Genomic DNA, 15345 nt, shown 5'->3' on the forward strand with positions numbered 1-15345 from the left:
TTGCCAAAGTAACCGAAGAACTACAATCAATGGGGAAATCGACACTTTTTAACCCATCTGGCCGTCTCGGGTTCCATTGCCCGTTCTTTGCCCTGCTTCATCATCCATGCTTTCCCTGCTCACACCTCTAGTTCTGGCCCAAGCTAATCCGATCGCCATTCCCATCACGCCACCACCGGTAATTACCCAGCCCGCCCCCACCATCGGTGACACTCCCCAAGAACTAAAAGTTGTGCAGCCAGTGCGCCCTTTGCCAGGGCAACTAGACCAAATTCCCGTTTTTAACAGTAACAGTCCTGAACTGATTTTTAACGAAGGCATTATCCTCTCCACTTTGCCTTCCATTGGCATGGGCCATCCCTATGCCCACCTAAATCATCCTTTCCGAGGTCGGTTTGATGTCTTTGCCCACCACGTTGTCCAGGCTTCCCCTGAAGGGAAAACTTTATATTTAGGGGTGTTACTGTTCAATGGCAGTCGGCAGGATGCCACGGTGGAAATTCTGCAGGGGGCCAGTTCCCTCACTTCCCCCGACGCTCTATTTATCGATCTTCCGCCGGTGGTGGAAAACAATGACGGGAATGTATTTGCTGGCCCCGGCAGTCGGGTGACCAATGACGTACTACGGGGCAAAAGACAAACGGATTACCCAGACAAATTCGTCATTCCTGCCGGCCAAAGCCGCATGTTAATTAATCAGCCTTTGCCGGTGAACTATACCCCAGTGCCTGGGCAACCACCGCCGATTCGACTACCCCGCAACGGTTTTTCCGCTTACTTACGACTTAATACCAACGTCCCCATTCATGCCGCCAGCATGGCCATGTATGCTCCCCAGAATAGCCTTGGTGTAGAACAGGCTCCCCGTTTGGCCGATTGGGAAAATTTGCTCAAAACTGCCAACCTGATGCAACCCAGGGACCGCATTCCCCGTAATAGCCAACGCCGCATTTATAGCCGGGTGGCGGGGGTTTCCATTGGCTCCCAGTGGCAAGCCACCATCACTGATGACAACAGCCAAAAGCTAACCATTCCCGAACCGGGACAGGGTTTTTCCTATCCCATTAGCGCTTTGGAAGGGGGCCGCATGGGCACCGGGCAAAATCAGTCTGCCCCCATGGCGGTGCGTTACCCTGACACAGCCTATGAGTCCCACGGTAATTATGGAGTGCAATATAGTTTGACCTTGCCCTTGGTGAACAATACCAATCGCAATCAGACCGTGGACCTGACGGTGGAAACTCCCCTCAAATTCAACGATGCCCCCAATGATCAGCTAACTTTTTTGGTACCTCCTGCGGTCAATGTCTTTTTCCGAGGCACAGTAAGATTCAGCTATACCGATCGCCGGGGGCAAACCAATAACCGTTACTACCATCTGGTGCAACGGCGGGGCCAAAAGGGAGAAAATTTGGTCAGCCTCGACCTCAAACCAGGGGAGGCAAGAACTGTGCAGGTGGATCTGCTTTATCCCCCCGACGCGACTCCGCCCCAACTGTTAACAGTGAGAACTCGCTAGATTTGGCTTAGCGGTTTTTCGTTGAGTTTAAGCCGTGGCCACTTTTGTCGACTTCCCTTCCTCCTCCGTTTCCTCTTCCCCCAACCCCAATTCCCGTTTGAGGATGGCAATGGATTTTTCGCCAATGTAATGTTCAGAGCAAATAATTTCCGGCATCCGGATTAAATCATGGCGTTCCGCTTCGATCGCCTGACGCACAATGGGTTCACTGGCGGGATCGGTGATAATGGTGCGGGCAGTGCGGACTAGGGAGCGTAATTTCTGGGGATCGCTCACCAGAGCCGATTTCAAAAAGAGGGATTCTCCCCGCAGGCTGTGGATAAGAATTTCGGCAATGGTGAGAATGCCGGGGCTAAGGCTCACAATGCCTAAGCAGGAATTCTCTGGCAGAGCTTTGACCAACTCTAGCTCTTTGCTGTAATCGTAAATATCAACGGGAATCACCCGCACATCATAGGGAGTAGCAATGGACTCCGCCTCGGCCAAAAAATAACGACTGGTGACCACCGTGCCAGAAGGCAATTCGGACAAGGTTTGTTTGAGGGTTTCCATGGGCACCAACTGCACCGGAATTACTAAAGCTTGTTCTAATTCATTAAGAATTAACTGCCCCGCCCCGATGTCCCGCTGGGGCACAGTGACCAACACCCTAGCCGTACTACGCAGCCGCCAATCAATGGTTTCCAAACAAAGCTCTTTCACTTGGGAGAGGTTTAACCCCTGACCCAGCAGTTCATCAATGGTTTTTTGGATTAGTTGACTGGCTTCGGGATATTCCCGGAATAGGGGGCCATCGAGGATCATGCCCTCCTCGGTGCTGGGGGCTTTGACATAAATGCCTGAACCAGCAATGGATTCCACCAGGCCCGCATCTTCCAGATTTTGGTAAACCTTACTGATGGTGTTGCGGTGCAAGCCCGTCATCATGGCCAGTTGTCTAGTACTGGGCAAACGGTGCCCCGGATGATACTGGCGGGAGGCGATCGCAAAACGAATTTGGTCAAATAACTGCTTGGAAGCGGGAATTTCGCTGTCGTTTTGAATTTGGAACTGTAGCATTTTAGGGAATGGTAAACGAGGAGTAGGCAGATTCAGTCCGGATTTCATCCCAGGGCTTAAGACGGCCCTAACTGGGGAAAGGTTCATTGACGGTTTGGTTTTGATCGCCACTGGTAACCTTGCCCAAGCCATCACTTATTGCCGATATTGCCGACAAAATTTTCCAACACCTTCCCAATTAATTTTCACCGATTATAAAATTCTCAAAATTTCCATCAACTTTTAAAGGGCCGGAGCCAATCCCTAGCCATGGCCCAATCGAGGCTGGAACGAACTACAGCAAAACCAATCAGACTTTCCCCCATCAAAATGGCGATCGCCAGGGGGTCTTCAGTGGTGGGTAACGCGATCAGTCCGCTGCTCCGCACCAAAGTGAAAGCTAAAACCGCCCCGTCCCGGAGATGGGCATTGTCATCCTGGCGAATGATGTAACGATAGGTGACAGCAAATAAAAAGCCACTCAGCAAACCACTACCAAAGTTCAAACCCAGGTTAATCCAGTCCGAATTGAGTGTGCTTGTCAGTAGGTTGAAATAGGTGTTGCCCAGCAAGGTCAATCCATAAACCAACCCAAAGGCGGTCGCCCCGAGGCAACCGGCCTTAATGGACTCCAAACGTTCTTGAAAGCTTAATTGCACCCGTCATCACCCCCCAGAACGAACCATCGATCAATTATTGCAGGAAAGCTAAAATTTCACTGTGCAATTTTGGGTTAGGACTGGCCACAACTTCCGTGGACTCTGGGGTTAACTCTTTGCCCTGCCAATCGGTAAAACAGTAATTTGCCCCGGTCAAAATGGGGATCAATGCACAAAAGTCATAAAAATTTAAATCCGCTTCCACTATTACTAAGGGCATGGCTGTCCAACCGCTAGCGGCACTGAGGTAATTGAAACAATCTCCCCCAAAGGCGGTGCGCTGACATTGGCGGTAAATATCAGCCATTTTCTGTTGCTGAACCGGGGTGGTGAACATTAGTGGTGTGGTGGAGACAATACAGGCGGCAGTTAAATTAATTTCGCTTGCTTTATAGGGATTAACCAAGGGAATGCCATTAACGTTACTTTGCTCTCCCTGTACCCCCTGCCATCGATCACCGCTGATGGGTTGGTGGGCAATGCCCAGCACTGGCCGCATATCTGCATCTACTAAGCCAATGAGGGTGGCAAAAATTGGCAAGCCCCGCACAAAGGAGGAAGTGCCGTCAATGGGGTCTAACACCCAGGTATAGCCAGACTTTCCCGCAATATTTTTGCCTTCCTCCCGAATTACGCCATCCTGGGGGAATTGTGCCTGGATTAAATCCACCATGGCCTGTTCTGCTTCTTCATCGGCTTGGGTAACAATGGCGGAAACCTGGTCTATTTTTGTTCCACCCTGTAAATGGGAACGGCGAAAGTATTGAATAAGGATCTCCCCGGAAACGGCGGCCAACTGCTGGGCAATGAATAGTCTTTGTTCAACCTCTGGTAACATCTCCCTATCCCAAAGACCCTTTCAAACTGGCGATCGCCAACAGTAGTTGATCAATTTCCCCGTCAGTACCCACGGTAATGCGGAGATAATCGGTAATGCGGGGATGGTTAAAGTAACGCACCAGAATTTTCTTTTCCTTTAAGGCTTGGTACAGGTCAGCGGCGGCCATCCAACGGGGAGCGGCAAACACAAAATTGGCATCCGAGGGACATACCTGGAAATCTAACTCCGCCAATTGCTCCATTAAACGGGTGCGAGTGTGGCGTACCTTTTCCCAGAGGGGCACAAATTCAGCCTGGTTCCGTAAAGCGGCGGTGCCCAATACCTGGGCCAAACGATCCAAGTTGTAGGAATCCCGCACCTTATCCATTTCTTCAATCAAGGCCGGAGCGGCGATCGCCAAACCCACCCGCATCCCCGCCAGGCTATAACTCTTGGAAAGGGTACGGGAAATAATCACATTGTCAAACTCTTGCAGAAAGTCCCAATGGTCCTCGTCGGAAAAATCCCCGTAGGCTTCGTCAATGACCACTACTCCCTCCGCCTGGGCGCAGGTCTGCCAAAGGAATTCTCGATTTAAATGCTTGCCTTTGGGGGGATTGGGGGAAGCGAGGAAAATCAGTTTTGCCTCTGGACAAATCACCGGCCCGGTTAAATCAAAATTGGCATCGGTGGCAATTTTTTGTACCTTAGCCCCATGGACTGAGGCGATCGTTTCATATAGGGAGTAAGTAAGATCTAAAAAGGCAACAGTTTCCCCTGGATCGACAAAGGTACGCACCACAATATTGAGAATATCGTCGGAGCCATTGCCTGCTAAAACCTGATTTAAATCCACTCCATACAAATCCGCCGCTGCTTGACGTAACTGGGTCGAAACGGGATCAGGGTAAAGCCTTACTTTTGGTAACTCCGCTGCCACCGCTGCCAACACCTGGGCGGGAGGATCGTAGGGATTTTCGTTGGTGTTGAGCTTGATAAAATCGTTGGTTTGGGGCTGTTCCCCAGGCACATAGGCGGGGGTATGACGGACGGACGGACGGATAGACACCATTGCGCAATTACGATCAAAGGGGCAATAAATCCCTTTGTTTAAAGCTTCTCCCATTACAGACCATACCCCGACACCGTTGCCGCTGTAAAGGCGACGTCTAGGAAAAAACAGGGGAAAGAATGCCCTTTGTTTGGGCTATTTTTTAGGGATGGATTGGGACGACATGGAGATATGCCATGGCCAAACTGCCAATCAGTCACAGCAATGGCGGGGAACATAGGCTTGGGTTACTTGGCCATAGGATTCCAGGTAATGCCGTAGATGGTGAAATTGTTCGGGATTGAGACGGTAATAAATCCAGCGGCCGTCCTGGCGAGTGTGCACCAATTCCGCATCCCGCAGGCGTTTGAGGTGAAAAGATAACTTGGATTGACTAATATTCAGTTGGTCGCAAAGGTCACAGACGCACTGTTCTTGATTTTCCAGCAGAGTTAGCACCTGGAGGCGAATAGGGTCAGACAAAGCTTGAAACCCGACACTGATTAGGTCTTTTTCCGTTGTTTTCACGACAATATAGAAAAATATGAGGATATTAAAAATAATTTATGCGATTTTCTTGCGGATAACCACCGAAAAGCTCTGGATGTATTATGGTGTGAATTGATCCCATTCACCCCCCATCTAGCTACGACATTACCCCACTGTGCAGGCTGATTGGGCAAAGATTCCGTTCAAAACTAGGGAGTGGGTTAGATGCTGGGGAAATGTAGCCAAATTCTTGCCCCCAAAAAGTAAAATTTTCGTTGATTTTGTACAAAATTTGACAAAACAGTGCTACCTTTCGTGGTGGATATTTTTGATCCAAACTAGTTGGCTAAACCTAGGCCTAAATTGAGCCTAACAAGAAATAAACTCTTTTTCCCTTTTTGAAGACGCAAATGAAAAAGTACATTGCTGAATTTATTGGCACTTTTTGGTTAGTGCTTGGTGGTTGTGGCAGCGCTGTTTTTGCCGCTTTTATCGCCGCCCCTGGTGGTGGCAATACCAACGAATTTGGCTTGGGCTACCTGGGCGTTGCCTTAGCTTTTGGTTTAACGGTTTTTACTGGGGCCTATGCCCTTGGTCATATTTCCGGTGGTCATTTCAACCCCGCTGTTTCCTTTGGACTCTGGATGGGTAAGAGATTCCCCGGTTCCCAGTTAGCCCCCTATATCGGTGCCCAAGTTCTAGGGGCGATCGTGGCGAGCTTATTTATTTTCATTGTTGCCCAGGGTGGCCCTAACTTTTCCCTTGACGGCAGCAACCCCCTCGCTACTAACGGTTTTGGTGACCATTCCCCCCAGGGTTACGGCTTTTTGGCTGCCCTGTTAATTGAATTTGTTCTCACCTTCATTTTCCTAATTGTCATTTTGGGCGTTACGGATAAAACTGCCCCCGCTGGTTTTGCCCCCGCCGCCATCGGTTTAGCTTTGACTCTGATCCACCTGATTAGTATTCCCATTACCAACACTTCCGTGAATCCAGCCCGCAGCACTGGGGTTGCTCTTTTCTGTGGCAATCCTGCTTTGATTGGACAATTGTGGTTATTTTGGTTAGCCCCGATCGCCGGAGCGCTATTGGCAGGTTTTGTTTATCACAATGTGCTGGAAGACCTGGGCCGTCCCGAACCCGAAGCAGAGTGAAGCAAATGCTGACACTATCGGGGTTACGTTATCCTGACCCTGTTGATGTTTTTACTCCCCAGATACCTGATGGTTCAGGTTAAGCTTGGGGAGATTTTTTTGGCTTTAACCCAACTCCCCTTAAAAAGCGTCTGAAAAATTGACTTTTGGCTGTTTAATCCCCCCTAGCCCCCCTTGGGATGGGGGAAACTGTGACAAAAGTCCCCTTTTTAAGCCGGAGCTTTAGTGAGGAGATTTAGGGGGATAAATACTTAGCCTTGCGCTTTTCAAATAGGTTCTTAGCGGAAACAGAACTTGCCAAAAATCAACTTTTGGTCTTTATCATTCAGTAAGGCGGGGTTTGATTTTCCGGAAAGATTAAGATAAGTATTGGTTATATGGTTATTAGCCAGGATTATCAAATCTGTCTGACCTCCGTCGCCCTCCTTTTTTCGTTTCTTCCCCCGTTTCCCCTTCCCTATGTCCAAACTCGTTATCGTTGAATCCCCCACTAAAGCCCGCACTATCCGCAACTATCTGCCCCAGGATTATCGGGTGGAAGCTTCCATGGGCCATGTCCGGGATTTACCGGCTTCGGCGGAGGAAGTACCCGCGGCTTACAAAGATAAAAGTTGGGCTAATTTGGGAGTCAATGTGGAAGACCATTTCAGTCCCCTTTATGTGATTCCCAAAAGCAAAAAGAAAGTAGTTAAGGAATTGCAAACTGCCCTGAAAAATGCCGACGAAGTAATTCTGGCCACGGACGAAGACCGGGAAGGAGAAAGTATTAGCTGGCATTTGTTGCAACTGCTCCAGCCCAAAGTGCCCATTAAACGGATGGTGTTCCACGAAATTACCCAGGAAGCCATTCGCAGTGCGCTGGAGAATTGCCGCGATATTGACGAGAATTTAGTCCATGCCCAGGAAACCCGCCGCATTTTAGACCGTTTGGTGGGCTATACCCTTTCCCCTTTGCTCTGGAAAAAAATTGCTTGGGGACTATCCGCTGGCCGGGTGCAGTCGGTGGCGGTGCGGTTGATTGTGCAGCGGGAACGGGCCCGCCGGGCCTTTAAGACCGCTGGTTACTGGGACTTAAAAGCAGAACTGGAACAGAATAAAAATCCTTTTCAGGCCAAGTTGATGACCTTGGGGGGCACTAAATTAGCCAATGGTAGCGATTTTGATCCCAATACTGGTGCGTTGTTGCCCGATAAACAGGTGGTGGTGCTGGATGAAGCCCAGGCGATCGCCCTGAAGGAGCGTTTAACCGGCAAGCCCTGGGCAGTGGTCAATACCGAAGAAAAGCCCGGTGTCCGTAAACCGTCTCCCCCCTTTACCACTTCCACCCTGCAACAGGAAGCCAACCGCAAGTTAGGCATTTCCGCCCGGGATACGATGCGAGTGGCCCAAAAACTCTACGAAGAGGGTTACATCACCTATATGCGGACGGATTCGGTGCATCTTTCTGACCAAGCGGTGACGGCGGCCCGCAATTGCGTGCAACAAATGTACGGCAAAGAATACCTGAGTCCCCAGCCCAAGCAGTACACCACCAAAAGTAAAGGGGCCCAGGAAGCCCACGAAGCCATTCGCCCCGCTGGGACAGAGTTTCGCATTCCCAATCAAACAGGGTTAAAAGACCGGGAATTGGCCTTATATGAGTTGATCTGGAAACGGACGGTGGCCTGCCAGATGGCCGATGCCCGCATTACCCAACTGAGTGTGCTGTTAAAAGTGGAAGATGCGGAATTTCGCGCGGCGGGTAAACGCATTGATTTCCCCGGTTATTTCCGGGCCTACGTGGAAGGGTCTGATGATCCCGATGCCGCTCTGGAAAACCAAGAAGTGATTCTGCCCCCCCTCAAAGTTGGCGATCGCCCGAATTGCCGAGAAATTGATACCGTGGGCCACGAAACCCAACCCCCCGCCCGCTATACGGAAGCTTCGTTGGTGAAAACGCTGGAAAGTGAAGGGGTAGGCCGCCCTAGTACCTATGCCAGCATTATTGGCACCATTATCGACCGGGGTTATGTGCAAATGCGGAGCAAAGCTTTGACCCCCACCTTCACTGCCTTTGCGGTGGTGAGTTTACTGGAATCCCATTTCCCCGACTTAGTGGATACGGGTTTCACTTCCCGCATGGAGCAGAAGTTAGACGAAATTGCCATCGGTAAAACCCAGTGGCTCCCCTATTTACAGGGCTTTTTCCTGGGGGAATCGGGGCTAGAAAACCAAGTCAAAGTGCGCCAAGACCAGATCGACCCGGCGATCGCCAAGGCCATTGAGCTGGAAAACCTGGCCGCTAAGGTGAAAATTGGCAAGTTTGGCCCCTATATCGAAATTCCCCAGGGGGAAGAAATTATTACCGCTTCCATTCCTCAGGATCTAACTCCGGCAGACCTCAACCCCGAACAGGTGGCCGTGTTGCTCAAGCAAAAAACGGAGGGCCCCGATAAAGTCGGTATCCATCCTGAAACCGGGGAACCAATTTTCATCCTCATTGGAGCCTATGGCCCCTACGTCCAGCTAGGGGAAGCAACGGAGGAAAATAAGAAACCGAAACGCACTTCCCTGCCCAAGGGGGTTAAACCGGAGGATGTCACCCTGGAAATGGCAGTGGGATTGTTGGCCCTGCCCCGTAATTTGGGAGAACATCCGGAATCGGGCAAAAATATTAAAGCCAGTCTGGGTCGGTTTGGCCCCTACGTAGTCCATGACCAAGGTAAGGATGGCAAGGATTATCGTTCCCTCAAAGGGGATGATGATGTGTTGACCATCACCCTGGAACGGGCTTTGGAGTTGTTGGCGGAACCAAAACGGGGCCGGGGCAGCCGCACTCCCCTCAAACAATTGGGCTTACATCCCGAAGACCAGGAGCCGGTTAATTTGTTCAAAGGCCCCTATGGGGTTTACATCAAACATGGCAAAGTTAATGCCAGCTTGCCGGAGGGGGAAACGGAAGAAACCATTACCCTAGAAAAAGCTTTACCCCTGTTGGCGGAAAAGGCCGGCAGCGGTAAAAAAACTAGCCGTAAAAAAGCCACCACCACAGCGAAGGGCACTAAGAAAACCACTTCTAAAAAAGCTAGTGCCACTGGTACGGCCAAGAAGACCACCACTAAACGCACCACCCGGAAAAAAGCTGCCAGTCCAGACCAGTCCAGCGAGGCTGGTTAAACAACTAGTTAAATAGAAGGATGAAGAAGCGTGTGACCCTGACTTTTCCCCGTAGTGCGGTGCAAATGCCCGTCACTTATCGGCTGGCCAAGGATTTTAATATTGCCGCCAATATTATCCGAGCCCAGGTGGCCCCCAATCAGGTAGGCAAAGTAGTACTGGAATTGTCCGGGGACATTGACCAACTGGAAGCGTCTTTGGAGTGGATGCGCTCCCAGAGTATTGAAGTTTCCTTGGCTAGTCGGGAAATTGTCATTGATGACCAAAGTTGTGTAGATTGTGGCCTCTGTACCGGGGTTTGCCCTACGGAGGCTCTGAGTTTAGATCCGGATAGTTTTCGCTTGATGTTCCGTCGTTCCCGTTGTGTGGTCTGTGAGCAATGTATTCCTTCCTGCCCCGTCCAGGCGATCGCCACTAATTTCTAACATCTTTGCCGACTCCGCCAACGGTGAGTTATCCCCATGGAATCCCCCATCCAAGCCCAACCCCCCCTGGACTTTTTAGCGCCCAATCTCCAGCCCTGGTTACTCCGGCTCGGGCCGCTGATTTTGCCCTGGTGGATCCGTTCTCAAACGGCGATCGCCAAAATTGAAGCCGAAAATTTGCAGGTTCTAGCTCAGGCCTACGGGGACTTTAGCCAAGGCAAAAACCGTTTACTCCTGGCTTTTCGTCACCCCAGCATCAACGATCCGTTATGTATGGGGTATTTATTTTGGAATTTATTACCGCCAGCTCTGAAAAAAGGTGCTCTCCAACCGCCACCGGTGAGCCACTCCCACTTTATGTATGACCGGGGCATTCCCCTCTGGGGAGGAGATTTTCTACAGTGGCTATTTCCCCGTTTAGGGGGCACTTCCATTCAGCGGGGGAAATTAGACCGCCCTGGCTTACGGTCTGCTCGGGATTTAATGCTCAACGGCCAATATCCCCTGGCCGCCGCCCCAGAAGGAGCCACCAACGGCCATAACGAACTCATTTCTCCCCTGGAACCGGGCATTGCCCAACTGGGATTTTGGTGTGCGGAGGATTTACGCAAAGCCCAAAGACCGGAGCAAACACTAATTCTACCGGTGGGTATTCAATATTTTTACCTCACCCCTCCTTGGCGAGAGATTGAAAATTTACTTTCCCAACTGGAAAACGACTGCGGCATTGGCCCCACCACTGACCATAGTTTGGGCGAAGCCAGATTATACGAACGCCTTTATAGCTTGGGGGAGGTAATGTTGGATCTGATGGAGAATTTTTACCGTCAGTTTTACCAACAAAACTTGCCAGCGGTGGAGGATTTAGCCCAAAGCCTGCAAGAGAATTTTAATAACCTTGAAACCGATCCCAATCAATTACTTGCTTCCCGCCTCCAAAATTTGCTCCATGCGGCATTAACGGTGGGGGAAGAATATTTTCAAATTACCCCGAAAGGAACGTTACCGGATCGTTGTCGACGCTTAGAACAAGCTGGTTGGGATTGTATTTATCGTGAAGATTTGCGGGACGAACAGACTTTATTCCCAGTTAAAAAGGGTCTAGCGGATCGCATTGCAGAAGAGGCAGATTTAAGAATGTGGCATATGCGCTTGGTGGAAAATTTTGTCGCAGTGACGGGGCATTACGTCAAAGAAAAACCGACGGTGGAACGGTTTGCCGACACTCTTTTATTACTTTGGAATGTCATTACCCGCATGAAGGGGGGCAACTTGAACAATCGTCCCATCCTAGGTCGTCAGCGGGTTCAATTAACCATTGGTGAGCCGATTTTGGTGGATGATCATTATGAAGATTACAAAGGTAATCGCAAACTGGCGATCGCCAAGGTAACTGAAGTTTTGCAGGAAAAGTTATCCGCACTAATTATTTAATTATTGCTAATGGTTTCTCCGGTATAAATAAACTGAACAACTTATACCAAGTCGATAAAAAGATGGCATAAATAGAGGAAGAAGAATGCACTGTAAGAATAGAGGATTGAGATAGCCCCGAAAAACTAACTGGACAGGAGAGAAAGTAAGCCCAGGGAAGCTGAATTCGGCCCATTGGGGGATAGAGATTTCGTAGTTTCGGAGGTAGATGGTGTCATACTTTAATCCTACTCCAGTCAAAAAGACTAGCAGGGTGGTAACAATGGCAACGAAGGTTTGAAAGTTCGGCATTGTTGCTGAGGAATCAACGTCCCTATTTTAATCGTTCAAAACTCAGCCAGCCAAAAATTATCTCTGGAGTGATGAACCATTCTTGCAGTTCGGCTAATACAGCTAGGGGATCTTTACCCATTTTTGTTTCTGGTAGTTGGTTCCCTTGGAAAACCATAACGATATTCTCACTAGGAGAAACAAGCCAACCTAGTTGACAGCCATTCCTAAGGGCAAAACTTATTTTTTCGATAACTTTTAGGGGAGATTGATCTGGGGAGAGGATTTCAATGATCCAATCTGGGGGGATATCGATTCTGTCAACAATTTGCCCCCTACTATCTAGGGGAATGTTGTTCCATTTGAAAACAGTAATGTCTGGAACAAGAGATCTTTCCCCGAAGGTGCAGCGCAGTTCTGTGAAGGCATAGGCGAGCTGGTGGGATTCTGCCCGTTGATTAATTTCGCTAGCCAAGGTGGTTTGCAGTTTACTGTGTTTACCCTGGGGCATTGGCTTCTGGATAATTTTTCCGTTTTGATATTCTTGGGCAGGTTTGGTTTCCGGTAAGTTTAAGAATTCTTCTAGGGAAATGCTAGACGTTGTCTCAATAGCATGAATCATAGTTTTTCACTAGGGAAGAGTAACATTTTAGCCCGGGGCCATGACCAGTAGGAATTTTTCCTAGCTGATTCCATTAGGGCTTGATTATAGGGAAGAAAAATTTGCTTTCTTTCCGTTAATTCATTGTTACCCTGGTAGCAAAGGGTGAGAAGTTGCCTGTGTTTATTATCCCTCCTAGCCCTTCTTCGCAAAGGCAGGGACAAGAGCACTGTTTTAATATTCTTGTTTTGGTTTCTGGATGAGGGCAGAAATAATTCACATTTCTTGAACTATTCTTTCCACAGAAAAATAAATCCAATTACCCTTTTTTAAGGGAGATTAAATCACCATTCTCATAGCGTATCCCCATACTCATCCAACAAAGCAAGAATATTTTCTAGTTGTCGTCGATGGGGGGAGTTGGGCTCAAGTTGGTAGCGGATGAGTGCAAGACGGTATTGATTTTCGATTCTAGTTCGGCGAGCTTCTTGTCCAACTCGGCGAGCCTCTCGTTCTCTTGCCTCAGCTCTTCGGTCTCTTGCCTCAGCTCTTTCATTCTCTGCTCGTGCAAGCTCTTCTTCTCGTTCTCGATCCTGTTTTGCTTCTCGAGCCACTGTTCGTGCGCGATCCTCGCTTCTTCGTTGCTCTTCCTCAGCTCTTCGGTTTCTTGCCTCAGTTGTTTGTTGTATTTCCTCAAGTCGGACAAACCCCCGTAGGAGTTGATCCAAGACCACAAACGAGAAAGTAAGCCCGGCGAAGCTGAGTCCTGCCCATTGGGGGATGGAGATTTCGTAGTTTCGGAAGTAGATGGTGTCATACTTTAATGCTACTCCAGTCAAAAAGACTAGCAACGTGGTAACAATGGCAACGAAGGTTTGAAAGTCCGGTATTGTTGCTGAGAAATGGATACTCCTATTATCCCTCTTAGCCTCCCTTAGTAAAGGGGGGAAATTGGTCATAGAACCTCGGGAAGGCAACAAGAAGACCAGCAGGATATCTAACTCATCAAGCCATCGTTGATAGTGGAGGGAAAAGCAATCTTTGCGTAACGCTCTAGGCCAGTGGGAGATAGGTCTTCCCCTTCTGGCCAGGCAATGCCCCCCAGGGGATCTATCTGGGCTTGGCGGAAATAACGGGGATTTTTTAAGCGCCAGTAATTGTCATTGGTTTCAATGATTGTTTGAAGATCCAGAATCAATTCTTGACCATTTTCTAGTTTGATTTGCAGTTGAAAGTTATCCAGAGGAAATACACTGATTGCCTTCAACCAAGGAGTTTTAACCTGAGAGTTCATTCCATTTCTCCATTGACTCTGCTTGATTATCAGAAAAATGGGTTTAAAACCCCCTCCTTTAGGAGGGCTTTAATTTTCTTGTAGAATAACAGCATGAAGCTAAGGTATCAGTACCGATTTTACCCCACAAACCAACAGCGACAGGGCTTAGCCCAGTTGTTCGGATGTGTGCGGGTAGTGTGGAACGATGCTTTAGCTTTTTGCAAAGATTCGGAAAAATTGCCTTCCTACAATGCCCTGTCTAAACGGTTGACGGAATGCAAACAAACAGAGGAGAAAATTTGGCTTACTGATGTTTCGGCAGTTCCATTACAGCAATCGATCAGAAATCTTAGTGCGGCTTACAAAAACTTTTTTGATTCAGTCAACGGGAAACGCAAGGGAAAAAAGGTTAATCCTCCTAAATTCAAAAGTCGAAGATCCAAACAGTCTGCTACTTTTACCAGTGCCGGATTTGTCTTAAAAGATAACGACAGAATTTACCTAGCGAAAATTGGATTTCTCGATGTGGTCTGGAGTCGCCCCTTACCGTCAATACCTAGTTCAGTGACGGTGATTAAGGATAGGGCTAATCGGTACTTTTTAAGCTTTGTTGTCGAAGTTGACCCACAACAATTAGCCGACAATGGGCAGTCCGTAGGGATTGATCTTGGCATCATCGACTTTGCCACTTTGAGTACTGGAGAGAAAATCAAATCTCCCAAACCCTTAAAGGCAAAGCTAAAGCGACTGAGGAAGTGCCAGCGCAATCTTGCTCGTAAACAAAAGGGCAGTAAGCGACGGGAAAAAGCTCGTTTAAGAGTGGCTAAAGTCCATGCCAAGGTAAAAGATACCCGCACTGACTTTTTGCATAAACTGTCCACCAGATTGATCCGTGAGAACCAAACGGTGATTTTGGAGGATTTAAACACCGCCGGGATGATGAAAAATCGTCGTCTCTCCCGTGCCATTTCTGACCTTGGTTGGCGTAGTTTTCGGACGATACTAGAAGCTAAGGCAGTCATGTACGGCAGGGAATTTCGGACGATTTCCCGTTGGGAACCCACTTCTCAACGTTGCTCCTGTTGTGGTGAAATTGGCGGCAAAAAAGAACTCTCTGTTAGAGAATGGACTTGCCTTTTTTGTGGGGCAAACCACGACAGAGATATAAATGCCGCAACAAACATACTGGTCGCCGGAGGGCATTCGGAGACTAAAAACGGACGTGGAGGAAAGCGTCAGACTACTTCGGTAGCGGCATCCGGTGAAGCGTCAACCCACCGAAAAGCTATTCAGTTAACTCTGTTTGCTTCGTAGGAATCCCCCGGCTTTAGCCGGGTTGGAGGATGTCAAAATGCCGTAACTTTAGTGAGCAGATTTAGAGATTAAATCCTAACCTATTGATCGCGTCTAGTTCCTGTTTGTAAAGTTGGGTTGAATCCCCCCCTAGCCCCCC

At 48.9% G+C, this 15345-nt stretch carries 14 protein-coding genes; 6 read left to right on the forward strand and 8 right to left on the reverse strand.

What is annotated here, in order from left to right:
* The first annotated feature begins 106 nt into the window (after positions 1–106).
* Complete coding sequence (locus C7I86_RS06650; protein ID WP_010872486.1) at positions 107–1519, forward strand: DUF3370 domain-containing protein; 1413 nt, start codon at positions 107–109, stop codon at positions 1517–1519.
* Positions 1520–1546: 27 nt separating this feature from the next.
* Here C7I86_RS06650 and C7I86_RS06655 read toward each other — a convergent pair whose 3' ends face one another.
* The 5 genes from C7I86_RS06655 to C7I86_RS06675 all read right to left on the reverse strand — a co-directional run bounded on the left by C7I86_RS06655 (position 1547) and on the right by C7I86_RS06675 (position 5615).
* On the reverse strand, positions 1547–2713 hold the full coding sequence (locus tag C7I86_RS06655; protein WP_010872487.1) for a GntR family transcriptional regulator: 1167 nt from the start codon (positions 2711–2713) through the stop codon (positions 1547–1549).
* Positions 2714–2793: 80 nt separating this feature from the next.
* The gene (locus C7I86_RS06660) at positions 2794–3216 is read right to left on the reverse strand and encodes a hypothetical protein (RefSeq protein ID WP_010872488.1); all 423 of its coding nucleotides are present in this window, start codon (positions 3214–3216) and stop codon (positions 2794–2796) included.
* 34 nt (positions 3217–3250) lie between these two features.
* The gene (hisN, locus tag C7I86_RS06665) at positions 3251–4054 is read right to left on the reverse strand and encodes a histidinol-phosphatase (protein WP_010872489.1); all 804 of its coding nucleotides are present in this window, start codon (positions 4052–4054) and stop codon (positions 3251–3253) included.
* A gap of 4 nt (positions 4055–4058) precedes the next feature.
* Complete coding sequence (gene hisC / locus C7I86_RS06670) at positions 4059–5108, reverse strand: histidinol-phosphate transaminase (protein WP_014407103.1); 1050 nt, start codon at positions 5106–5108, stop codon at positions 4059–4061.
* Positions 5109–5300: 192 nt separating this feature from the next.
* The gene (locus C7I86_RS06675; protein WP_010872491.1) at positions 5301–5615 is read right to left on the reverse strand and encodes a helix-turn-helix transcriptional regulator; all 315 of its coding nucleotides are present in this window, start codon (positions 5613–5615) and stop codon (positions 5301–5303) included.
* A gap of 371 nt (positions 5616–5986) precedes the next feature.
* Between C7I86_RS06675 and aqpZ the strand changes: the two genes are divergently transcribed.
* The 4 genes from aqpZ (at position 5987) to C7I86_RS06695 (ending at position 11745) form a co-directional block, all read left to right on the forward strand.
* Positions 5987–6730, forward strand: a complete 744-nt coding sequence (aqpZ, locus tag C7I86_RS06680; RefSeq protein ID WP_010872492.1) for an aquaporin Z — start codon at positions 5987–5989, stop codon at positions 6728–6730.
* A gap of 459 nt (positions 6731–7189) precedes the next feature.
* Positions 7190–9886 (forward strand): type I DNA topoisomerase, encoded by a 2697-nt coding sequence (topA, locus tag C7I86_RS06685; RefSeq protein WP_010872493.1) that lies wholly within the window; start codon positions 7190–7192, stop codon positions 9884–9886.
* 20 nt (positions 9887–9906) lie between these two features.
* Positions 9907–10311: an NIL domain-containing protein gene (locus tag C7I86_RS06690; protein WP_010872494.1), complete on the forward strand. Its 405-nt coding sequence runs from the start codon at positions 9907–9909 to the stop codon at positions 10309–10311.
* 36 nt (positions 10312–10347) lie between these two features.
* Positions 10348–11745 carry a 1-acyl-sn-glycerol-3-phosphate acyltransferase gene (locus C7I86_RS06695; protein WP_010872495.1) on the forward strand — a complete coding sequence of 466 codons (1398 nt, stop codon included), beginning with the start codon at positions 10348–10350 and terminating at the stop codon, positions 11743–11745.
* A 313-nt stretch (positions 11746–12058) separates the two neighbouring features.
* Here C7I86_RS06695 and C7I86_RS06705 read toward each other — a convergent pair whose 3' ends face one another.
* From C7I86_RS06705 to C7I86_RS06715, 3 genes are all read right to left on the reverse strand, one after another.
* Positions 12059–12637, reverse strand: coding sequence for a Uma2 family endonuclease (locus tag C7I86_RS06705; protein ID WP_010872496.1), 579 nt, complete (start codon positions 12635–12637; stop codon positions 12059–12061).
* Positions 12638–13013: 376 nt separating this feature from the next.
* A complete protein-coding gene (locus C7I86_RS18930) occupies positions 13014–13313 on the reverse strand; it encodes a hypothetical protein (RefSeq protein WP_041425807.1) in 300 nt (99 codons plus the stop codon).
* 300 nt (positions 13314–13613) lie between these two features.
* Positions 13614–13910, reverse strand: coding sequence for a DUF2442 domain-containing protein (locus C7I86_RS06715; protein ID WP_010872498.1), 297 nt, complete (start codon positions 13908–13910; stop codon positions 13614–13616).
* Between the two features lie 93 nt (positions 13911–14003).
* On the opposite strand from C7I86_RS06715, the gene C7I86_RS06720 reads away from it, so the two are divergent.
* Positions 14004–15206, forward strand: a complete 1203-nt coding sequence (locus C7I86_RS06720) for an RNA-guided endonuclease TnpB family protein (RefSeq protein WP_010872499.1) — start codon at positions 14004–14006, stop codon at positions 15204–15206.
* Positions 15207–15345 lie beyond the last annotated feature (139 nt).

Source organism: Synechocystis sp. IPPAS B-1465 (assembly GCF_003015225.1).
In the GTDB taxonomy this organism is placed as follows: domain Bacteria; phylum Cyanobacteriota; class Cyanobacteriia; order Cyanobacteriales; family Microcystaceae; genus Synechocystis.